Here is a 22,897-nt window from a genome sequence, read left to right on the forward strand (position 1 = left end):
ATAAAGAACATGTCAACACTAATTAATATTCCTAACCTCAAGAAAGAAAATATCAACAATCTTTTTAATCCATTTTATGACTTCTTTCGATATATTTCCCTATTTTTAGTGTACAATGTTACAAGAATATAAATAACTCCATAAGGATGGTAAGAAAATGACTACGAAAGCATTCGGAATACTAATTTTTTTCATACTTTCTTTTCAATCTTTACATGTTGGTGCAGCTCCCTTAGAAGAAACAACACAAACAGCAGTGCCCACAATTTACAACTTAGAACTTTCCCGCTGGAATATTTATAGTGACGGAACACATCCAATCGAAACGACAAATGGAATAAACAAAGCATTGCAATGGGCACATAGTCAAGGCTATCGAATCTTTAAAGTGCCAACCGGCAAATATTTAATTAGTAAAGGAAATAGTCCCAATGATCCTCAAGCGCAAATAAATATGGTAAGCAATATGACATTTTTACTGGATGAATCAACGATTATTCAGAAAGAAACTAATGGGTTTGAGGCTTATCATACAATTTACATTGGCTATGGAGCAAATAATGTAACTCTAAAAGGTGGAACATATCAAGGGGATAAACAATTACATAATTTCAGTGGGAAAGACCAATCTTATAGCTATGGAACCCATGAATTCGGTATGGGAATAATCTCAGAGGGTGCATACAATTTAACGATAGATGGCGTTAAAACAGTCGATTTTACTGGAGATGGCATTACAATTAGTGGCTCTAGCATTGGACTCGATGGCTTATATGGTAAAAGCTACGTTTATGGAGATATCGATAACATGGGCAACTTTATTAATTCCACATCAAAAATTAGAAGTAAGATTGCCCTAGACTTTACAAGCCCAAAATATGAAGGACGAAAATACTTTGCTTTTGAGCAACCACAAAGTGTTAATAGTAATAAATATGATGTTTATTTTTATAATAACGGTAAATATTTGTCTTCAGTTAAACAAGTCAGATTTGGACTTGACCTTGTTCAAATCCCAGTAGGCGCTGATACATTTTACCCTGTTTTTAGTTCTAATGACCTTAATAATTTTTTCGTTAAACTTTTTAGTAATGATGTATCTAGAAATGTAATAATAAAAAACTCAGAATCAGCATTCAATAGAAGGCAAGGAATTTCAATTTTCGGAGTAGATGGAATCGAAATTAGCAATAGTAAATTTCATGATATCAAAGGGACTGCTCCCCAATTTGGAATTGACTCAGAAGCTGCAGGATTTTACCCCAATAATAATCTTATTATAAAAAATAATCACTTTTACAATAATACAGGTGGAGATATTGTTTTTGCTGATGGGAACACTGCTTCTATTACTGATAATTTATTTGAAAGTAAAATGGGTTTGTATATCTGGAAGGCATTCCCAAATGCAACAATTACAAACAATACATTTAATAATGGTGACCTTACAATGGGTGGAACAGGAGTTGCAGATCAGAACAAATTCAATAACTCGAAAGTTAATCTGATTGCAACAAGTAACACATTCACAAATGCAGCTTTAGTTAATAGCTCTTTAAATTTGAACAATACTGAGCCATTCGGATCAAAAGTAGAGAATATTACAATTTCCAACACCACCACAACTTCTTACACATCCTTGAACGTTGGCAATAACCCTGTTCACCTTTCAAATATCACAATAAAAGGATTGACAAAACTTTCGACACTTGGAGGTAAAGGAAATGATAAAAATATATATGATAACTTAATTGTTCAAGATTTTAATGCTTACAATGGAACGGTATTCCCCGCAGGAACTTATAATAATTGCAATTTTTTATCCACAACAACTGAAACTGTTGGGTTAGTTTTTAATCAACCGGGTAAATATACTTTTAATAATTGTGCTTTTAATGCTTTAAGTAAGATATTTACACTAGATAGTTTGTTTGGAGAACCAGATGTCAATTTCAGTAATTCTAACTTTACTATTTCAAAAGATATTGGTTACGCAGCTGCAATTTATATACAAGGAGCAAAACAGTTATCATTTCTAAACAGCACCTTCACTGCTAATAATCTTACACTTAAAAGTAAACCCTTTATCAAAGTAGGATCAATTGGAGGCTCAACCAAGCCATCCCAGGTCAAATCATTTACATTCAAAAATAGCACAATAAAAACAAATATAGATTTAGATGGAATTCACTCCATTGACGCAGGAACAGGTGCACCTGCCTATACGATTTCCAACAATATTTTCGTAGTAGCAAAATTAAAGTTAAAGTCAAACGATATTAATATAGATAATAAAGAATTAACGCAGTAGACATCGAAAAAACGCCCTCCTGTATTGAACAGGAGGGTATTTAAAAATGCTGAGGAAATCTGTGTAAAGACATGATAATTTATTTTTTGAGAATGTCTCCAGTGAACTGGTGCTAATAACCATAATTATTAGGGATTAATGATTCCAAATGTATTGAATATTGCTAAGAGACCAATTTCTTTCCATGTAATATTATTGTCTATTACCGCGGCTCCAGGATTGCTTGGGAATAATGGGCTATTCACACCAGACGTACCATTATTCAATGCTTCATAGACATGACCATTTGAGTTGATTCTATTGCCCTTTGTGTAGGCTTTATTCGGCATCCAAAGTAGATTATTAGCGTAACCTCCTGTTAAACACACCCATCCTAAAGCACCGCCTGCCTTGAGAACTGAGTTATTTATCTTTTGGCCTGTTAAGTAAACTCCATTAGTAGGCACAGACGACGATGTTCCCAGAATATCATTGCCGTAATTTGAATCTAAATTTATTGTCTCATTCCCGACAATTCTCGATAATTGTGATATGAAAGTAATGTCTTTAAATTCTGTTACTTTACTAGAAATATTATCTTTAATAATAGCTACTAGCATTGGAACAGGTACCATATCACCGGCAGCTCTATATGCACCTTTTAATTCAATCTTGCTTATAGTAGGAGAAGAGTTATAGAAATTATCTTTAAGACTTACCAGTTTTTCACTAAATATAGAAATAGCTCTTATTTGAGAATTACCATTGTATACAACATTTATTTTGTTTGATTCGATAAAAACAACATCAAATTTTCGTATATAAATACCTTCATTTCTGTCGGGACCAAAATTCAAATCTGTTTTATTAATACTAATTGAATTATCTTTTATTCTCAGAGTTGAATTATCTCCATTTCCTCCTTGAAAATTCATATTAATACCTTCAATTACATTATCTGAAAGCATTACATTGTTTGATTGTATATCTAAATATTGATACTTATTATCTTTCGTACCAATAAAACGATTCCCAATTAAAATCAACTTATTCACACTATACCCACCAAGTGGAATCCTGGCATTAATAACACAATTATTTAAAGTTAAATTATTTCGTGTAGAATCCCCAAAATGCGCTTCATTATAGAAATAATAATATTTACAATTGACATTAAATTCACACTGATAAAATTCTAAGGATCCTTTTCTCATATTCCAAGACCAACCTTGATCCGGTTTATTGAAATTAAATCTGCAACCTTTAAAAGTTGTTACTAGATAATTATCCGATTGCAAAAGAAAGGAGACCTCGTCAAACACTGAATTTTCATACAATAAATTCCCTGTTAACAATGGTTGCCCACCAGTAAAATGATCATAACGAAATACACAGAAAGTTCCATCGCTACCTGACAATGAAGTGCCACTTCCAGTTGCACCATTATATCCATTATATTGAGAAACGTAATTTTCGCCTCTTGAACCTCCTAAACTAACTGTACCGTTAAATTTATTAAGTTCAAGCAGTACATTTCTCGCACTGAGAACAACAACATCACCATTCTTATTATCATGAAAATAATTGTTTCTTATTGTTATGTTTTGATTTAAGTTGTAACCGTCTTCGATATCAATTCCAAACCCTGGTGCAGCTCCACCATTCTTTGAAATCTCACAGTTCTCTATGTTAATGTATTGACCACTACCGGTGATTCCCAATGTTCTGCAGTCATGAATGAAGCAGTTTACAATATTTACTCCTTTGGAGTATACATCAGAGCGTATTGTTGTCGTGCTGTCTACAATGTCACTAAAGTTAGACATGTATGATAGCTTAAATTTTGCAGACCCATTAGGGAAAACAGATAAATGAAATTCCTCATATGTTCTGCGGGACAGTTGACCTAAATAATTGCTATTATTATCGTAAAAATAGGCTGTGACCATCTTTTTTGATAAATCCAGACCATTTCCATATCCCCCATATCCGTTGCCGCATACCATAAAGTAACCCTGTTTTTGAATTTGAGGCTCTGACAATGAATAAAATTTGTTGGTCCTCACCCAATTGGAGTTAACAAACGTATTCCCGGCTGCATCAATAGTACCTGTCTCCAGATCAGATAAGTTAACCCAGTAAGAATGGTTATAAATGAAACTTATAGCTACCCCATATCCTGTTGTTTCTTTAACTTCAACACTATCTATTGTTGTATTTCTTGATCCAGTTACTTCAATCCCCTTGCCCCATTCATGCGTGCCCTGTACTGAAGTATAGTCGTGTGTCACCTTGTCACCCTGTATAACTCCCCCAAGAATAGTAACATTTACTTTATTGTTAACACTGATGGTTACGTAGTTTTCATACCCATTTGTTTCTTTCTTGATCAAGCAACCGTACAAATCTATGGTCATATTACTCACCATCTGGAGGTGGCTATTTTTATCAACTAAATAGATACCAGAAGGTAACTTACATCCACTATATCCATTATTTTGAGCCCAAATCAAAGCGTTGTTTATTCCTTTAGTCGTATTTACTGATTCGCTGCCATCATTTTTAATATTCCATCTGGTTAATTCAATAACATATGAGTTCTCCGCCATCGCTCCCCACCCTTTCCTATTTTCTCTTCTATACTATGCTAGCTTAAGAGAAATGATTGGGTGTCAAGGAACAAGTTCATCTATTTTATTGAACTAGTACATATGTTTTTGGGCATAATCGGTATTTCCAATTCACTCTACCTGGAACCCCAACAACAACGCCGTTATCTGGAACGGTACTTTGTTACACCAAAGTCTTACCAATAAAATATATTGGCCTGAAAAGTAGAAATTTTCTAATACTTATTGCATTCCTATTCATTGGGCTAGTCTTACCATTAAAGCTCCAATCTGTTATTTAGTGGTTTAACTGATGCTTGCTTCCTAATGCTTTTATTTTTTTGTCCAAGTAACAATAATGAAATAGGAGTCCTCTTAATAAGTTCAACGCACCAGTAAGAGACAATTAGAGTCAGCAGTGTGCTTAACATTATGAATAATAGATTAGAGAAAAACATCGATGAGACCATATAAATAACCTTTATAGCTGCGACATGAATAAGATAAATGCCAAAAGAGTTTCGGTATAGGGAAGTTATTGGTTTCAATGTATATGTCATACCCAATTTTACGAGTAGTGCTATAGATGCAAAAGAGTAGAACATAACAGTTAATCTGAAATAACCCATTAATTCCATTTGTTTATCAATTCCAAAGCCTACATATGCATCCGCAATTAATACGATTGCAGACATTGCATATATAGCAACGAAGAATGCTGTTGGCTTTGATTTTACAAATTCAAGTAATTTCGAATAATATTGTGCCGCATATACGCCCAAACAAAAGTAACTCATCCAAACAACAAAGGTAGACTGCAGGATAGAGCTTGCTGATCCAACTAAATCCTTGCTGAAAACCGCATCTACTACTAACGTTTGATATCCAACATACATTAAAATGTTTATTATCAGTATACTAATTACTATTTTTTTATTACCAGAAAGTTTGATTAACAATGGCAAGATGATAAACATCTGAAACAGCAGTGGGATATAATAAAGCTGGTAGAAGGGTCCATTGCCTGTTAGGAAGATCATAATGATACCTTTGTAATTACTGGAAAATGACAAAAACAATAATAAGCCCAAGCTAGTCCAGGCTACGTAAGGGACAATTAAATCCTTTATCTTTCCTCTGATTAATTGCGAATAACTATTCCTCTTGTAACTGTGAAAGGCTAACACTCCGGAAACAAATAAAAATGCCGGTACACAAAACCGGCTCAATTGATTTAATATTACACTTGCAATATATGTGAATTCATCTGGAGACATTTTCGTCAAGGTTATACTTGTAACATGGATAGCAATAACTGCGATTACAGCAATAGCTCTTACAAAATCTAATTCTGGAAATCTGTTATTTCTTTTTACCTCCGCTGTCATGGCAGGCACCCCCCAAGATTGAAATATACAAACTAATTAGATATCCTTTTGTTTCAGGCGAACTGCGGTAAATCGCATTTTGGTTTTTTCAATCAGATTAGCAAGCAAACTTTTGAAATAAGCGAACTCCTCGTTTTTTCTAAATATGATGTAATAAATAAAATTAATCAGAATGATATTTATGATACAGTTACCCGTTAAAGCATATATACTCTTCATATCTTTCAACGGTATAACTGCCAAGTATGTTATGGTTAATGGAATGAATCCAATTAGAAGGTATTTAACATACATTTTAAAATACTCGCCTAAATTGACTTTAAAAATATGTTTATAAACCATTTTCGGTTTCACCCAAAATATTACGGTCACATTACTTAATAAAGTTCCTAACAGCACGCCAGGCAACCCTATTAAATTAACAAAGACAATTGATGCACTTAAATTAATAGCTGCCTCAACCAGTGGGGCATATCGATCTTGAACATAGATTCCTCCCCCCTCTTTAAAGCGTTCAACAGACCCGCGCATTAAAAAGAAATAGAAATTTATGACTAACAGGATAATGGTAAACGGATCCAGCACTTGACCGTCTCCTAACCATAACAACACAAATTGTTCAATCGTATTCAGTAATGCAATGGTTGCAAAGGAAACTAGCCAGAAACTTAAGAAGAAGAGCCTCTTATGGACTTTATAAGCCGTACCTTTATCTCCATCCACCAATAAATTACCAACACTAGATGAAACGCCTGAAAGTGAGCTGGAAATTAACCCCTGAGCTGCACCTAATATCATACTATAGCTGTTAAATATACCTACAACCGTAAGATTTATAAAAGCAGACATCACAATATTACTTGTCCCTAATACTAAAATGCCGCCGATCTTATGCATGAATAATGCTTTGACATTTTTAATTAACGAAGTTTTTTCCTCAGAGTTTATTAGCCCTTTTGTCTTCTTAATCCAGGGATATTTCTTGTCTATATATATATTCATAAATAAAAAATAGAGTAAACTAACCATGATTTGAACAATTAAAAACACATATAAACTTGGGTAAAATTTCAGCATTGAAAGCTGTAGAATAGATACTAATAATTTACTAGCCGTAGTACCAATCGATACTTTATAACCTTCTTGCGCTACATTTAAGATACAAATTTTATAAGAAAAGTAGTACGTAATCACTGTATTTATCAAAAACAATAAAAAATATAGCTGTGCATCTAGTAAGTTAATTTGATCTTTTATAAAAAGCTGTAAAAAGAAAGTCATGAATATGCCTAGCGCTAAAATAATAAACCCAACTGTATTATAGAATTTGGAATAAAAATTTAAGTAGCCCTTGATCTTTACTTGATCATCTTCTGCAAAGGGCTTATATAGGGAATATATAATAGCACTCCCTATGCCAAGTTCCACTATGGAGAGTAGGCCTATGATATTGGTATATAAAGAGGTTAAGCCTAACAATTCATTACCTAAAATATCTAGGAACGCTTTTCTCACAATAAATGATGGAAGTAACCCCAATATAAAAGTAAATAAATTTACGATAACGTTTATACTTGCCTTTTGGACTCTCATTTAGCAACTCACCATCTTTGGTTATGACTCGATCATATCGTACACTTTATATATTTCTTGTTCCGTTCCTATATTTTCCTTTCTTAAATTCCCTTTGATACGATCCCTTAAACTGTCCTGTACCAACATTTTTTTAATTCCCATATACAAGTCCTCTGAATTCATGTTGACAATTAAACCATTCTCTCCATCTTTAATTTGATTATGAATTACTGTAAAATTGGTTGCAACTATAGGCTTTTCTAATATTCTGGCTTCAGCAATGGCTAGACCAAATCCTTCAAATCTGGATGGTTGAACATATATATCGCTTTGTGCTAGATATGTATATGGATTTTGATGCGTACCTAATAAGAAAAATGTATTCTCTAATCCAAACTTCCTTATACTATCCTGTAACTTTTTTTTCAAATCACCCTCACCAATTGCATACCATTTAAATTCTAAACCTTCTTCTTTTAATTTGTGGCATGCCTCTAGGGCCATTTCATATCCTTTTTGATAAACCAATCTACCAATAGTTAAAATTCGTATACCATTATATTCCTCTGGAAACCCTCCTTCTTCTTTTGACATTGATTGAATCAGTTTAGGCGATATTATATCGTAAACAACTCTTACTTTTGATTTAATACTAGGCACCTCTTCAATTAATACATCCTTGCATAACTCAGACACAGCAATTACGTTATTGAATCTCTCATAAAAATATTTATCGAATTCTTTATTGTATCCCGCAATCTTATAGTCAATATTAACCCAGGATAATTTCTTATTTGCAAAAACTTTTTCTGCAACAAAGTATGTCGGCATCCCTTGACTATATGCTATAGCTACATCATAATTTTTATTTATTTTATCTATATCCTTAGATATACATTTCCAGTTTATTTGTGCTCCATGCATATTTCTCTTAACATAAGGATTTCTAAGAGAAGTAGATATTCTAAATCTCAAGTAAAGCTCTTTAAAGCTTCTATTTTTTAATAAATTCTTTACTCCACTCAATTGTTTTTCAATAAAAGTAGGAACTTCTAACACATTAACTTCTTTTGGTACTAAAGGAAGGTATAAACCTTGTGGTGAAAACATTAATAGATCTACCTCATAGTTCTTATAATCAAACAAAGTTAGCAAAGATACTAAACTTTTTTCAGCCCCTCCACTTTGTAAAGAATCAATGACAAATAAAATCTTCTTCTTCAAAGCTACACCTCTCATCTCATTTCTGAATGGAAAGTACATTTTGTAAATATTTTTTGGAAAGTGAAATCTTGTCGTCCAGTACTTTCTTACTTTCTCTATAATCAATAGCGGTTAACAATTGTTCTAAGTTGTAGTTTTCATCTACTAGTCTGTCCTTTAGCTGTAGATCATCTAATAGATCTCTCATTCTCGTGTTTATGGCCTCGTTTCTGTTCACAATAACGAAAGATCTTTCGTAAAGGACTGAAAAGACAGCCGCATGAAACGAATTCGATATGACGAATTGTGCATCTCTAACGAGGGATACAAATGTATCCGGTCCATTTAATGTAAAATACTTATCCGCGTATTTGAGCTTACCAGAATGAATCGTGTAAATCTTATAACCTTTTATTTTAGCAATTTCCAATGCTATTTTCTTTATTAAATTACTGTTATCGAAATCGTAGATTAATATGTATTTTTCTTGGAACTCTTTTTTAGATATATGGTTCCAATCCTTTTTATCTAATAGGAACACTGGATCCACAACTTGATTAGCTTTATTGATATTCAACTTATTTAAGATTTCAACGCCACTTTTTTCTCTCACACCAACAGCATCTAATTTCTCAACTCTTTGTTTCACAACCGGTTGATATTCAGCAGAAATGGTATCTGTGGCGAAGCTTGCCGCATAGGAGGCCTTTATTTTTTCATCTGGAACGAAGTCCAAATAGAACGCAGGGTCCTTGCCATTCTTATGTAAACAATTCCAAATTTGGTCACTGCCGCATAGATAGGCATCCGCGTTTGGTGTGTCATTCTTTAAGTCATCATTTGACTTATATCTGATATCCGTTATTTGTAAGAATTCATCTTTGAATTTATCAAATGCTCTTTTCCTAGCGCGTTCACGTAATCTTTTTGGTATTTTTAGAGTTAAATAGAGGTACTTTGTTATCACATTCTTTTCCCATTTAGGGTTATCAACACTCCATAGATTATAATGATTACTTAAATAATCAGGTTTATAATCAATAATTTCTGCGTCATGACCGCAATTCTTAAGATATTTCATTAATCCATAGGCCTGCAGCGAAGCACCATGATTATATACATCATGACAAGTAATTGTACAAACCTTCATACTGTCACTTCCTTCATTACATAGCCCTGTTCAGGTATATTCACTATGTTATATATTTTATTCAATTCATAAGTGTTACTATAATCTGTCTGCAAACAACTATTGGCTAAGTTGCTTCTTAGATCACTATCCCAATGTAACCGTTCTATCTCTTCGGCTATTTCTTCAATACTTAACCCACAAATTACCCCATCTACGCCCTCTTCTATCTGACTTCTCGCCGTAGGATAATTAGTTAAAAGTATAGGCTTCCCTAATATCTGTGCTTCCGTCACTGTCACTGCTTTGCCTTCATACCTGGAAGGCTGAACATATAAGTCACATCCCCTTATATAGGGGTATGGGTTTATCTTCTTACCTAATAGTACAAAGCTGTCCTCTAAGCGATTTTCTACAATTAGCTCCTTCAGTTCAGCCTCATATCCGCCATATCCAACGATGAACCACTTTATGTGAGTAAGCCCTTTATCATGTAATATTCTTAGTGCTTTAACGGCCATATCAAATCCTTTTACATAAGATAATCTCCCAACAGATACAATGTAAAAGGTACCCTCTTTACATTCGTCTAATTGACAATGTTCATCCGCCATTCTTTTTATGAAAGTAGGGGAAGTTATATTCTCTATTAATTTAATTTTGCCTTGTAAAGACGGGTAAGTCTTCAAAAACGCCTCCGTACATGCATCTGAGATGGAAGCTATAGCACCAAACTTATTCCAAACAGCCAAATCAAGCTTATTATCTATTCCCAATTCACTATAGTCCGTATGGATCCATGCAATCTTCTTAGCAGCCTCAACCTTATTCACCACAATATCATGAGGCCATGCATAGCTGATGGCTAGATCATAATTCTTCTTTAATTTAGGTAGCACATAAGATGTGTATTTGAGATCAAGCTGCATTTGAATGTAGCCAGGACCTTCTTTTAAGTTTCTAAGCTTAGCCTTCATAGCTGCAATTACTTTACTTAGTAATCTAATGATTAATACCGAGTAGTGCCCTTCCTGTAAACATTGGCGCATGGATTTACGGAATACGGTATACGCAGGTATTTGTGGAAGAAGGTTAACTTTCTCAGGGATTAAACTCAAGAAGTCACCAGAATGATGACAAATGAATAAATCCACATCATATTTATCATAATCGAAGCTCTCCAGCATGTTGATTAAGCTTCTTTCAATCCCGCCAATTTCCATATCGAAAACCGTAATCAAGATTTTATTTTTATGCATATTGAATATAGCTCTTTTCCCTTTTATTTAAGAATAAAGTATTAGCGGGAACATTCCCCTTCACAACGCTTCCTGCTGCGATTACAGCGTTATCCCCGATGAACGTATCTCTTAAAATGACAACATTAGAGCCGATCCATACATTTTCCCCTATCATGACTTCTCCCTTAATAAGGTGTTCATCTGTTGAATGTTTAAAATTGTGATCATGGTCATTAATGCTTACATTCGGAGCTATTTTGGTGTATTTACCAATAGAAATCTTATGTACACAATTAATGTTACAGTTATCATTTATAAATACTTTATCGCCAATATGGAGTTTGCCGTAATGATCGACTCTAATACTCGCATTTTTCCTGATAAACACAAACTTCCCAATATGGATTTTGGCATGCTTACTAAATGCTTCTACTCTGCTGTTTGCTTGAAGAGAGAATATCGAGGATTCAATGTTTTTAAAGTAAATAAGCTTATTCATATAAGCTCTCAAGATTCCTATTACATGAGAAATATTCATAATTATTGTATGATAGAGTCCCCTGCCGCGGCTTTCAGCAATAAGCGTAGACATGACTTTTCTTAATAGATTCATCTCAAAAGCCCTCTTATTCTTGCAATATTATGTCCACCTATAATCCTTGCCAGGAGCAACTTCATTCGCCCCTTCCATCTCGCCTTAGGTGGCAACCAACTCTTATAAAAGTGATGCATGGCATACGTGTTTTCCGACTTAAATGTTCGGCAGTTAATGTAGTCATAAGGGGAGAAATACGTTTGCGGATAAAAGGTTCCAACACCCTCTATCTCTTGATAGCTACCATTGGGAGTAACACCCCAATCGCCTAATATCTTCGTTATCATCGCAACATTGGTAAGCGAATCAAAGGTACCATCAGCAAGGATGAAGCTCTTTGTATGATAGGAATCCATAAATACTTGAATCAGCTTATTTTCTTTCGCGGCTCCAATCGTACTGGTCGCGATATAGTTCTCTTGCTCAAATCCCCAGAACGATTCGTGATGCAACAGGTCATCAAAGGATTTGAACACTTCCACATCTGTGTCTAAATAAATACCACCATAGTGATAGAGCGCATACACTCTAGCATAATCGCTGACGAACGCAAATTTACCTGCTTCATAAGCTTCTTTTACATATGAATTACTGCTGGTATCAAAGTTGGTTTCATTCCACTCCATAAATTGATAGCCAGTTAAATGGTTATGCCAACTTGCTATACATCGCTTCACGATGTCGGGCTTTTCTTTCCCGCCAAACCAGCAATAGTGTATGATCTTAGGAATTTTCATTTCATGATCTCCCTCGCCCGATAACGCACATCTCAAGTAAATTAAAATTCTTTATTAAGAACATCTGTCTATTCTCAATAATAGTTCTTTATAAAGAACGTGTCAATGTGAATGTGCTTCGATAGAGAACATTTACACAATCAATATCCTTTTACACCACGCTAGCTTCAGAAACTATGAATTTACAGCACCTATTTGATTACCTAATAAGTTTGAAAATAGTCCCTCGCGCTCTTCAGCTAGCTGGTCATATTCTCCCTTTTGAATAATCTGCCCTTGATCGATGACAATGACTTGATCAGCCTTGCGAATGGTCGACATGCGATGGGCAATGACGATCATGGTCAACCTACCCTGCAATCGCTCCAACGCTTCTTGAATTTTCGCTTCATTCTCCCTATCTAATGCGCTCGTCGCCTCATCCAATATAAGGATAGATGGTTTACGCAATATGGCTCGGGCCAACACTAGACGCTGCCGTTCTCCACCAGATAACCGGATTCCTCTATCACCAATCAATGTGTCGAGACCCTCAGGCAGCTTGCTAACGAATTCCGCGGATGCGGCAAACTCTAGGGCTTCCCAGATTTGTTCCTCGGTTGCGTTAGGATCAATCATCAGAAGATTATCTTTTATACTTCCATTGAAAAGAAATGGATCTTGAGGGACATAGCTAATGGATTGCCTTAGTGCATATACCTTTTCGTTTGAAATTGGCTGCCCATCAATGCAAATCTGACCTGTTTGGGGTTCAATAAGACCCATAATAACATCAATTAATGTACTTTTCCCTGCTCCAGAACGACCCACTATAGCTGTCATCTTCCTAGACGGTATATAGATATTAATGTCTTTAAGCGCATAGGTCTGTTCATTTTGATTGTAACGAAAGGATACGTTCCTACACTCAATGTGCGTTTTAATTTCAATCGGTTGAAAGGTCTTGTTCTCTGGTTTGTTCTCCATATAAAATTCCTTCAGACGCACACATTCTTGCTGCAATTTGATGATTGCCTTAAAGGCAGGAATGGTTGAAGCGATTTGCTCCATGTTCGACTGTATGCCTGTAAAGCGAGGCCATAATCGGGAAAATATAACGAAGATTAGTAACAGTTGCTCCACTTTGGTCTGAAAGATGGTGACGGAAAGATAAACAAAAACAGCAATTAATACCGAAGAAGCAACTTTATAAAAAAGTTGGGAAGATGACCTTAGCTTGATGTATTCGACTTGTTCGTTCACTAAATTTTGTGTTAACGATCGATACCAACGCAGCCAAGATTCTTCCAATGAATTACTTTTAATATCTTTCATGCCGGCCATTTGATCGGATATACCTGCAAGAAAGTTTTGGGATAACTGTGAAGTTTGGCCGCCAAGTGATTTCGCTCTTTTAATAAATTTACGAGAAAATAAGGTTAGAATGACTCCAAACGTTAACACAAAGATTGTCATGACTGGGGATAGCCAGAATGCTATACCTATCTGGATTAAAGTGAAAATCAGAGAGGCTACTAATTGCAGCACTAAGGTTGTTCCAAACCCCACTCTTGTTAGTTCGGAAGTTAATAAATTAATGAGATCTGATTTTCTATGGTTTACGAAAAAACTCCAATTTGACTGCAGCAAATTCGTATAGGTTTCCAGTCGTAAGTGTCGAACGAATTTCTGTTGAATAATGGTATCTCGAATCGTTAAAGTTCGCAGCAACCAGTTTTGACCTATTACTAAAAAAACGAATAAACATAGAACTAACGGTAAACTTAGAGCCTTTGGTAAGTCTTGAAGATACTTAATCATCATCGAAACAAGTGGAATTCCTGTCTCAACATTAGCAATGCCGCTCACATTAAGGATTGGAAGTAATAAAAGAACGCCTACACCTTCAATTAAACTAATAAATACCATGCCAAGAGTGTTAATAATCAATATTTTTCCAGAGAAAGCATATAGCTTTTTAGTAAAGTGCAGAACTTGCTCCATTTAAATTCCTCCTATGACCATGAGTGCCTCCTAGTTTTCCGCCAAAGCCACATGAAAGGCCTTAACGGAAAATATAAGAAATGGAGGTTCTTTGGTAAGGGTAGTAACTCTACATCCATGGGGTAAGGATGCAGGAAGCTTAATATATGTAACACTTTTAACTGATTAGACATTAAGGAAAATAAGTGATGTTTATGATACCTTGCTACATCCTCAGGTAGAGGCTCTCTGTGCAAGTGAATCATTTGTTTCATATAAAATAACGCTGCATGTGCTAAATGAACGGGGCGTTTCCCCTCGATCAGCGTATTCATTTCTTTGGTCAATGGAGTAGCTAATAAATTAGAGGCTAAGACTAGAGATTGCCCTCCAACGTGGGCCATTTGAAATTTTTTTAAGCAAGCGATTTGCTTCTCCCAGTTTATTTGATGCCTTGTGATACGGTCGATATCTATTAACCAGCGAAGCCTGGACCAGCCGTGGCGCGCACCGTGGGAAGCTAGAAACATAAACAAATCCTCATTTCCTAACATGTACACGGGAAAGCTGGCTATTGAGCTCTTCTTTCTTCTCTCCCACAATTCTGTAAAAGTTGGCTCATAAGAGGGGCCCGGGTTTAGTTTCCAATGTATTTCGATTTTCGTTTTTTTCTGAGAATGCGTGTAGGTGACATGGTGATGTCTCCATTTCCAGTCGTTCATTACGGTTGAGAAATAATCATCTTTGACATAACCAAGTGCTGCCAAGAGATCATGGGCTCTATCTAAGTTATCAATAGATATCAGTATATCTAAGTCACTGCAGGTTCGCTTGGATATTTCACCATAAAGGTCTACTGCAAGAGCAGGTCCTTTTAAGCTCAGCATTTCGATCTTATGATCTGCAAATAACCTGCAAAGCTGCTCCATCTCTGCGCTTAATCGCAGCATTTGAAACGTATTTTGTTGGTACTCGCGTCGCAATTCTTCACAAACATAGTCAGGAATATAGGTTTTCTCTATTTTTTTTATTTGTTTATAGATGTATGGATATACCCGATGGTGTCGAACCAATTCCAGAAATAAATTCCAATTTATTCCGGTAAAAGCGTCAGCATCAAAAGAACTTAAGCTGCCTTCACTCTCGCTTTTGATGAACGATAGTATTAAATTCAATTCTTTGGGCAAGACGGTTGCATCTAAGCTTAGTTCTTTATTCATTGCTTAACTCCCTTATCTATTGGCATTTATTTGTTTGGCGAACTTGGCAACAACCGTAAATCGATCCATCCCTTCCTTCCCTGTAACATAAAAATGGCCACTACGTAGCCATGCGTGTGCAATCATTTTGGCCAACTCATCTTTAGTGGTTCCCAGATACAACGTACTCTCGATATTGCGTCGTTTGAGCATCTTCATGCCAGCTATAGCCTTAACTAGGCATTTGCTTTCCCACAACGTATATTTACTCATAATGTCAATAGCACTTGCGATATGCTTTAGTACAATCCGATTCCTCTCTAACTCCATAATTGAAGTTTCTTGCATGGGAGCTCCTAATGAGGGAGCCACCTTAGAGAATGGCAGAGAGACAAGAATACGTGCCCATCCTAAGAAGAACAATGCCTCTACTAGTAACAACATAGTTCTTATATCTAATGTCAAAAAAACTTTCAACTTATTCATGGCATTCACTATCCTCCTACGACTCTTAGCTCGAACCCCTAGGGAGCTTAACAGACATGAATAATCTTTTCTTCTAATAAATGATTTAAGAATACCTTGGTCTGTTCTTCACACACTTCTTGTTCGACATCAAATTCTTTCGTTAAAGCTGTCACCAACTCCTCTACAGAGATAGGAGCACTTATTAACTCCCATATATGACCACCGATCTGACCGAGATTGTAATACTTCCCATTGGCAATGTTCAGCATTACTTTTTCTCCGTCCATATCACTAACAATATTCCCTTCACCTTGAACAATTTGTACATTTAACGGAATGGTGTATTTCATCATGCTTATTCCTCCATTTTTATAGTATTCAGAATCAGTGACATGAGTTGGGGAGCCGTAAACCCAGAGCTCGGCCGGCGTAATTGATACATTCGAATCCAGTCCGAGATGCTTATCGATGTTTTAAAGTGCCAATCCATTAATTCAAATCTTTCTAACAGAGAACTCCGGAATGTATGGCAATATAGGGCATGCAGCCGCGCCAGACCTTTCATAGGAACAATCTCAGTTTCATCTCCATCTGTTTTAGTAAGTTCGAATACTCCTGCTAGAGGTAACGGTTTCGTTACGAAATGATCAGAAACTGGAACTAGGTACTTTGTTTCTCTGTCAAATATGGATTGGTAGCGGCTTGTCTCCATTCCAAATTCCGTTAAGCTTTCCTCCCACAGCTTTTGTTGTGGATAGGCAGGCATCACCATCGGCATTTGATCTGGAGAGAACGTTACCGCAATGACGTCATCACTTAGCAGTTGAAAGTCTCTGCCAATAAAGGCTGAAGCAAGAGTCGATTTCCCTGCTCCGGAATGACCTACGAAAGCATAGGCTTTCCCATCAATAGCTATAGCGCTGCCATGCAGAGGAAGTACTCTGCGCTGCATTAATAGCGTACCCATACAAGTACCAAGTACATATAGTCGAATCTTTGCCTCATCTGCACCAATCACAGGTGAAACGGTTATGATTCCCCCGTCTTGCACGCAAAAAATGGCGGTATCTTTGATATGGAACATAAATAAGTTCTTACTAATCACGTACATATCGTCGGCTTTTGCCAATTGGCTCCATCGTTCTGATAAGTCTGCTTTGTTTATTACAACATCTATACTCTCATTCTCATTGTTACTTATCATTAATTCCGACAGCTCAAACTCACTATTAATATTTAAACCGAAGGCTCGATATATAACCTTATTTATTGTTTGAATCATTATTTTCACTCCATATGTTGACATGAATAAATTTAATGAAAGCCCTTATACCTGTAAAAGTATAAGGGCAATAGATACTTACCGAATTATGTAATCTAAATTAGCTGTAGTGAACGACCTCAGTCGGGTCGGGTTGAACGCCATCCGGATGTGCAATTCCTGGTCCAGCCATTGTCATTTTCACATCAAGTACTTCCAAAGTCGGGATATTCCATTCTTTTTTAGCTTGATTTTGCATTTTCTCACCCCCTCTCAATTAAAGTTTTTTATAAAGCGAGAAAAAATAATGCTGCGCATTAATATTCTAAACCCAAATTCGTAAACATACTCAGGTTTAGCTGCATCCTTAATTTTGGAAAGCGCCGACTTAATTTCTTCCATATTCATGTATTCTGACATCCTTGGATCCTTGATATTCTGCTCGATTTCATGAATGAAAGCAGGCCATGAAGGAGCCATCCGGTGAACACCATCAGCGCCTTGAACGCCTCTGGATTGTTGATTTAATCTAACCTTATCGGGTAAATGGTTAACCGTTGCCCTTCTTATTAAAGATCTGTCTACACCGTTTTGAACAAATTGTTCGTCTGGCACAGACAAGCAGAAGCGAGCAACTCTTAGATCATTCGTTGGGTCACGTTCCCATAAGGAATAACGTAATGATAATTTGGTTCCTATGGTACCGTTTAAACCCCAATAGTAAAGCTGTTCGAACTGATTCTTTCTTATATCATAGGCACTTTGGCTTGAGTAATCTGTTCGATTAAACCCATGCTTCTCTATCAATTCATCAATATTTGTCTTTTTGGCAAATTGGGGGTTAATTAACTTTGGAAATACTTCATTGTCCTTGGAGGGAGCATTTCGCATCAAATGTGGGAATGCTTTCTTTCCAACCAAGGATAAAATCCTTTTTCTTCCTACACCCATATTCGCACTAAAATGCTTTACTTCTTTATACAGCTGAATCCATTTTAATTTTTTCATTAGAATAGCTTGATAGTCTATGGCCGGCCCCCAAGATATGGTCCAATTCCCTCTCTGACCATTTAGAAGGACACCGATCCCCTGTTCTTGGGCTTTCTCATAGATCCCCTTTAGCCAAAAGGAATTCTCAAAAAATTTATAGGGCATCTCCATCGTTTCAAGCCAGTTATCAATTTCCGATAGTGGGCTAAGTCCTTTGAAGTCCAAATAGTTATCCTTTATATTGCCTACATGTTCAACCGTGGAGCGAATATAAGGTCTTTCATCAGCAAATCTACTCCTGGGTGTCCAATCATCCTTAAAATCGTCAACAGGTATATAACTGTAGGTATGTAATAATTTATTCTCATTCCGCAGGGCTTTAGCGGCAAAGCTTGCAACAGAACCAGAATCAAGTCCCCCACTAAGATGTGCACCTACCTGCCGATGAGTACGCAATCTTGACGTTACTGCTTTTTGAAAAACATCACGAAATGCTTCTTCATACTCTTCATTTGATTTAAGCCTTAAAGTTTCCCCTGCAGCTAAAGTGCAGTATTTGGAGAACGTTACCCTTCCATCTATCACTGATATACTATGAGATGGCGGTACTTGCTCTATATCCTCATATACAGTAGCTGAGCAATCTATTGCATCAACTGTCAAAGGAATGGCTAGAAATTGTGCAACCCAATTTTCATTAAGTTTTTTTGCGATTTCTGGCAAAGTAAGTAATGGTTCAATGATCGTGCTAAAGGCAAATCGATCTGTAGATTTATGGAAATATAACGTTCTTGTTCCCGAAAAGTCCCTAGCTCCAAAAAGTGATTGCTTACGTTCATCCCAAATCATAAAGGCAAAGTCACCTATTAGATACTTCGGGGCATCCAATCCCCATTTCACGTAAGCAAGCAAAATCAACTCACTATCCTTGATTGTTACTTTCTGGTCTCGATCTATTTGAAGTAGATGAAACAATTCATCACGATTATCAATGATCGCGTCCGCTGTAATGGCCAGCCGTCTTTCGGAATCATAATAAGGATTTCGTTCACCGACCGATTCGGGTGTAATCCACTGTGCATGACAGCCTAGGAAAACTTTCCCCTGCTGCCATGTCTGAACATCGTCTGAAGGATACTTAGCAAATCCTTGCATCAATTTATGGCTATGTTCAGCATTCACAGGCTCTTGGTCTAGGTGAAAGATTCCGGCTATTGCACTCATACGTTTCCTCCATATTTCTATATGATAAAAGGGAATCTCGCCCTTCATCGTTCTCATTAAAGAACGTTGCTATTCAATTAATTTACTTCTATTTACTTACATGAACCTGTGAGAAATTCTTTTTCATTCTCTCATGTCGTTCTTTATTGAGAACAACCTCAGAATATCATCTTCTATCTTTGCTGTCAACAACTTCCTACATCTTTTTGATCTTATGCGTGAACTTCATATTTCCTACGCTATACATGAAATTAACGAGCGCTGCCCAAGTATGTTTCATCGAATCAAAATCGAAAAATTCGTAATAGACCCAATTTACATATTGCATGTATGTCTTATGATTTCGATCTCTTATTGCGTTGTATTGCCACCATAGGCTGATTTCTTTTTTAATGGGCAGCTCTTTAATGCCTGTTAGATGTGGAAAGTGGTGGTAGACAATGGCTAGTGTCCTAACGATCCTTCTCAGGGTTTTGTGGGCAGCGGTATCCTTCTGTAAACGGGCGTAGTTTAAATTGTCCTGAAGGAAATGGATCATCTGGATAATATCCAAAAAATATTTCAGAGAATACAAATTATGCCTCCAGCCATGCAGACAAATCATATAAAACGTATGGTAATCCGATAATTCCTTGATATACCGATAGGATTCCATAGGAGTTGCTTGCTCCCAAAACTCGTCTATATTTAAATCAGATGTTTTTTCCTTTAGCAAATCCCAGTGAAGCTCAATGGTCAGAGGAATAGTGCTGTTAGGTATTTCTTTACTGAAGCTCCAATGGAAATGGGAAGGAATCCGTTCCTGCTCTATATACCCCAAAGATTTCACACAATGAATAGCTCTTTCCAGTTCAAAAGGATGCACTAAAAGATCAATATCGGACGTACACCTAGCTCCCAAATGTCCAAAATACTTTTCGGCAAAGAAAGTGCCTTTAAGGGGGATTGTCTGAATTCCCGCTTCTTCAAGTTTTTCTAATGCTAATTTCGTTTGACTTCGGATAAACATATTTTGATATAAGGCACCATTATATTTTTGTTTTAACCGTTCCTGAAAAAACGACGGTACTTGCACCAATTGTCCCCGCTGCTTTAATAACCAATAAATCTGCGGTGATATATCAAAAAACTCAATATCCTCAAGTGTTTTCTCAAAAAAATCTATTTCCTGGGGCATGTGGACTCTTGAATCATATAACGCTTGTATCAAAGTGATGATCAACGAGCTCTCCCCTTTTCTGAGACCCTTTCCGATTTAAACTGCGATACAATCCATCCTCCAGCAGTAAATCGCTATGGTGTCCGGTTTGAACAATTTTTCCTTTGTCCATGACAATGATTACATCAGCATTTTGAACAGTCGATAATCGATGTGCGATGACAAGCGTTGTACGGCCTACCATTAATTTATGCAGGGCTTCTTTTACTTGATGTTCTGTCTCATTGTCCAAGGCGGAGGTAGCCTCATCCAGCAGGAGGATCGGAGCATTTTTTAACACCGCACGGGCAATAGCCATACGTTGTTTTTGTCCACCGGACAGCTTTACCCCTCTTTCCCCAATTTCAGTGTCATAGCCATGAGGAAGAGAAATGATGTAAGGATGGATGTTGGCAATTGTTGCAGCCTGCATCATCTCCGCATCCGTAATGCCCTCTCGGGCTAATAGGAGGTTTTCCCTTATCGTACCGCCAAATAGAAAGGTATCTTGAGAAACATGGGCAAATAAACTCCTTAATTCGGAAGGTGAGAATGCTTCACTAGAACGATCATCAATGAAAATCCTACCTAATTGCGGTTTGTAAAATGCTAAGAGCAGATTAAATAATGTCGTTTTCCCTGCCCCGCTCAAACCGACTATGGCAACGACCTTTCCGGCCGGGATGTGCAAATTTAAATGATTGAAAATGCTGTTATGTCCATCATAGCTAAATGTGATGTCCTGAAACTGAATAGACTTCATCAATGGCTTAGATTGGATGGCTAATGGTAAATCAGTTGATTCAGTTGGCTGCTCCAAGATCTTGAATAATCTTTCCATAGCTGAAGATGATCTTTGAAAGCCTGCCCATTGTCCTGCGAGCTCTGTCAACGGATAAACCAAATGGTTAACCAGGTTAACAAAAATTAGCAAGGAACCTACTGATATTAAACCTAATGAGACGTAATATGAACCCATGCAGAGGCTTACAAGAAATGTTATCGTAGATACAGCGTGCCCCCCTACATAGAACCATCCACGCAGCTTTGCATTTCTTAATTCAAGGGTATAGAGTTCTTGATTTTTACTAACATATTTCGCGAATATGGATTTTTCCATGGTAAAAGATCGAATGACTTGCAATCCATGAAAGGTCTCATTTAGCAGGGTACTAATATTTCCTATCAGGCTATGAACTAATCTGCCGTTGTTACGGAGTAATAAACCGAATATAACACTAAATAGCATAGCAATCGGAGCGACTAGTACGCATATAAGCGCTAATTTCCCACTAATCTGCATCAAATATATCAAAACAGCCAGATAGATAAAGGGAAGTCTTATAAGATCAATTAGGCTTCTGCCAATAACACCGTTAATGCTATGAATATCATTGGTAAAATGAGACATCAACTCACCGGATTGGTGCTTGGATATATCCTTTCCAGATAAAAGCAATATGTGTTTAAATAAGTGTGCGGAAAAATCCCTCTTCACAGCATTTGTTGCAATGGTTTCAAAAATGGTATTCAAATAAGTCGAAGAAATGCTAAGAATAACAAAGCTAATTCCTATTGGAATTAACCACTTCATGCGTCCAAAATTACTTTGAATAGCAGCGTCCGTCAGGTTTCCAAAGAACCATGAATAGGCCAACGTTAAGGTGATATCAACGAATAACAAGGAAAAGAGAATGGCATACGCCTTCCAGTGCCGCAGCATATATGGAGTCAGTAAGGTGTAGGTTCTCTGAACGTCCTTGAAAGTTATGTACTCCTTTACGGCAAATAGGTACCTTCGTATTATTCCTGTCATAGGTCACTCCAT

At 36.5% G+C, this 22,897-nt stretch carries 18 protein-coding genes; 1 reads left to right on the forward strand and 17 read right to left on the reverse strand.

Annotation, left to right across the window (positions count from 1 at the left end; translation table 11 throughout):
- Positions 1 to 157 precede the first annotated feature (157 nt).
- A complete protein-coding gene (locus tag ASG85_RS05230; RefSeq protein ID WP_060645547.1) occupies positions 158 to 2,311 on the forward strand; it encodes a right-handed parallel beta-helix repeat-containing protein in 2,154 nt (717 codons plus the stop codon).
- 128 nt (positions 2,312 to 2,439) lie between these two features.
- Here ASG85_RS05230 and ASG85_RS05235 read toward each other — a convergent pair whose 3' ends face one another.
- The 17 genes from ASG85_RS05235 to ASG85_RS05315 all read right to left on the reverse strand — a co-directional run bounded on the left by ASG85_RS05235 (position 2,440) and on the right by ASG85_RS05315 (position 22,885).
- Positions 2,440 to 4,899 (reverse strand): right-handed parallel beta-helix repeat-containing protein, encoded by a 2,460-nt coding sequence (locus ASG85_RS05235; protein ID WP_060645548.1) that lies wholly within the window; start codon positions 4,897 to 4,899, stop codon positions 2,440 to 2,442.
- A 278-nt stretch (positions 4,900 to 5,177) separates the two neighbouring features.
- Positions 5,178 to 6,287: an acyltransferase gene (locus ASG85_RS05240; RefSeq protein ID WP_060645549.1), complete on the reverse strand. Its 1,110-nt coding sequence runs from the start codon at positions 6,285 to 6,287 to the stop codon at positions 5,178 to 5,180.
- Positions 6,288 to 6,323: 36 nt separating this feature from the next.
- Complete coding sequence (locus ASG85_RS05245; protein ID WP_063860163.1) at positions 6,324 to 7,880, reverse strand: lipopolysaccharide biosynthesis protein; 1,557 nt, start codon at positions 7,878 to 7,880, stop codon at positions 6,324 to 6,326.
- A 21-nt stretch (positions 7,881 to 7,901) separates the two neighbouring features.
- Entirely contained in the window at positions 7,902 to 9,086 is a 1,185-nt protein-coding gene (locus tag ASG85_RS05250) for a glycosyltransferase (RefSeq protein ID WP_060645550.1), read from the reverse strand.
- A 16-nt stretch (positions 9,087 to 9,102) separates the two neighbouring features.
- Positions 9,103 to 10,215, reverse strand: a complete 1,113-nt coding sequence (locus ASG85_RS05255; protein WP_060645551.1) for a polysaccharide pyruvyl transferase family protein — start codon at positions 10,213 to 10,215, stop codon at positions 9,103 to 9,105.
- Positions 10,212 to 11,453 carry a glycosyltransferase gene (locus tag ASG85_RS05260; protein ID WP_060645552.1) on the reverse strand — a complete coding sequence of 414 codons (1,242 nt, stop codon included), beginning with the start codon at positions 11,451 to 11,453 and terminating at the stop codon, positions 10,212 to 10,214. The genes ASG85_RS05255 and ASG85_RS05260 overlap by 4 nt, the downstream gene beginning before the upstream one ends.
- A complete protein-coding gene (locus ASG85_RS05265) occupies positions 11,446 to 12,048 on the reverse strand; it encodes an acyltransferase (protein ID WP_235549321.1) in 603 nt (200 codons plus the stop codon). The genes ASG85_RS05260 and ASG85_RS05265 overlap by 8 nt, the downstream gene beginning before the upstream one ends.
- Positions 12,045 to 12,767, reverse strand: coding sequence for a glycosyltransferase family 32 protein (locus ASG85_RS05270; RefSeq protein WP_057305010.1), 723 nt, complete (start codon positions 12,765 to 12,767; stop codon positions 12,045 to 12,047). The genes ASG85_RS05265 and ASG85_RS05270 overlap by 4 nt, the downstream gene beginning before the upstream one ends.
- 174 nt (positions 12,768 to 12,941) lie before the next feature.
- Positions 12,942 to 14,750, reverse strand: a complete 1,809-nt coding sequence (locus ASG85_RS05275) for an ABC transporter ATP-binding protein (RefSeq protein WP_060645553.1) — start codon at positions 14,748 to 14,750, stop codon at positions 12,942 to 12,944.
- Positions 14,751 to 14,761: 11 nt separating this feature from the next.
- The gene (locus ASG85_RS05280) at positions 14,762 to 15,949 is read right to left on the reverse strand and encodes a nucleotidyltransferase family protein (RefSeq protein ID WP_060645554.1); all 1,188 of its coding nucleotides are present in this window, start codon (positions 15,947 to 15,949) and stop codon (positions 14,762 to 14,764) included.
- Positions 15,950 to 15,961: 12 nt separating this feature from the next.
- The gene (locus tag ASG85_RS05285) at positions 15,962 to 16,423 is read right to left on the reverse strand and encodes a lasso peptide biosynthesis B2 protein (protein ID WP_060645555.1); all 462 of its coding nucleotides are present in this window, start codon (positions 16,421 to 16,423) and stop codon (positions 15,962 to 15,964) included.
- A 38-nt stretch (positions 16,424 to 16,461) separates the two neighbouring features.
- Positions 16,462 to 16,746, reverse strand: coding sequence for a lasso peptide biosynthesis PqqD family chaperone (locus tag ASG85_RS05290; protein WP_057305125.1), 285 nt, complete (start codon positions 16,744 to 16,746; stop codon positions 16,462 to 16,464).
- A 5-nt stretch (positions 16,747 to 16,751) separates the two neighbouring features.
- Entirely contained in the window at positions 16,752 to 17,678 is a 927-nt protein-coding gene (locus tag ASG85_RS05295) for a hypothetical protein (RefSeq protein WP_060645556.1), read from the reverse strand.
- Between the two features lie 100 nt (positions 17,679 to 17,778).
- Positions 17,779 to 17,916 carry a paeninodin family lasso peptide gene (locus tag ASG85_RS37610; RefSeq protein WP_057305005.1) on the reverse strand — a complete coding sequence of 46 codons (138 nt, stop codon included), beginning with the start codon at positions 17,914 to 17,916 and terminating at the stop codon, positions 17,779 to 17,781.
- 14 nt (positions 17,917 to 17,930) lie between these two features.
- Positions 17,931 to 19,871 (reverse strand): asparagine synthase-related protein, encoded by a 1,941-nt coding sequence (locus ASG85_RS05305; RefSeq protein WP_060645557.1) that lies wholly within the window; start codon positions 19,869 to 19,871, stop codon positions 17,931 to 17,933.
- A gap of 196 nt (positions 19,872 to 20,067) precedes the next feature.
- Complete coding sequence (locus ASG85_RS05310) at positions 20,068 to 21,048, reverse strand: nucleotidyltransferase family protein (RefSeq protein WP_235550067.1); 981 nt, start codon at positions 21,046 to 21,048, stop codon at positions 20,068 to 20,070.
- Positions 21,049 to 21,061: 13 nt separating this feature from the next.
- Positions 21,062 to 22,885, reverse strand: coding sequence for an ABC transporter ATP-binding protein (locus ASG85_RS05315; protein WP_060645559.1), 1,824 nt, complete (start codon positions 22,883 to 22,885; stop codon positions 21,062 to 21,064).
- Positions 22,886 to 22,897 lie beyond the last annotated feature (12 nt).

Origin of the sequence: Paenibacillus sp. Soil724D2, from assembly GCF_001427935.1 — a bacterium.
Taxonomy (GTDB): domain Bacteria; phylum Bacillota; class Bacilli; order Paenibacillales; family NBRC-103111; genus Paenibacillus_E.

Coding starts and splice junctions, on each gene's coding strand:
- ASG85_RS05230 (WP_060645547.1), top strand. CDS start 158: ATGACTACGAAAGCATTCGGAATACTAATTTTTTTCATACTTTCTTTT.
- ASG85_RS05295 (WP_060645556.1), bottom strand. CDS start 17,678: ATGATTCAAACAATAAATAAGGTTATATATCGAGCCTTCGGTTTAAAT.
- ASG85_RS37610 (WP_057305005.1), bottom strand. CDS start 17,916: ATGCAAAATCAAGCTAAAAAAGAATGGAATATCCCGACTTTGGAAGTA.
- ASG85_RS05245 (WP_063860163.1), bottom strand. CDS start 7,880: ATGAGAGTCCAAAAGGCAAGTATAAACGTTATCGTAAATTTATTTACT.
- ASG85_RS05240 (WP_060645549.1), bottom strand. CDS start 6,287: ATGACAGCGGAGGTAAAAAGAAATAACAGATTTCCAGAATTAGATTTT.
- ASG85_RS05265 (WP_235549321.1), bottom strand. CDS start 12,048: ATGAATCTATTAAGAAAAGTCATGTCTACGCTTATTGCTGAAAGCCGC.
- ASG85_RS05270 (WP_057305010.1), bottom strand. CDS start 12,767: ATGAAAATTCCTAAGATCATACACTATTGCTGGTTTGGCGGGAAAGAA.
- ASG85_RS05275 (WP_060645553.1), bottom strand. CDS start 14,750: ATGGAGCAAGTTCTGCACTTTACTAAAAAGCTATATGCTTTCTCTGGA.
- ASG85_RS05280 (WP_060645554.1), bottom strand. CDS start 15,949: ATGAATAAAGAACTAAGCTTAGATGCAACCGTCTTGCCCAAAGAATTG.
- ASG85_RS05305 (WP_060645557.1), bottom strand. CDS start 19,871: ATGAGTGCAATAGCCGGAATCTTTCACCTAGACCAAGAGCCTGTGAAT.
- ASG85_RS05235 (WP_060645548.1), bottom strand. CDS start 4,899: ATGGCGGAGAACTCATATGTTATTGAATTAACCAGATGGAATATTAAA.
- ASG85_RS05260 (WP_060645552.1), bottom strand. CDS start 11,453: ATGCATAAAAATAAAATCTTGATTACGGTTTTCGATATGGAAATTGGC.
- ASG85_RS05310 (WP_235550067.1), bottom strand. CDS start 21,048: ATGCCCCAGGAAATAGATTTTTTTGAGAAAACACTTGAGGATATTGAG.
- ASG85_RS05290 (WP_057305125.1), bottom strand. CDS start 16,746: ATGAAATACACCATTCCGTTAAATGTACAAATTGTTCAAGGTGAAGGG.
- ASG85_RS05255 (WP_060645551.1), bottom strand. CDS start 10,215: ATGAAGGTTTGTACAATTACTTGTCATGATGTATATAATCATGGTGCT.
- ASG85_RS05315 (WP_060645559.1), bottom strand. CDS start 22,885: ATGACAGGAATAATACGAAGGTACCTATTTGCCGTAAAGGAGTACATA.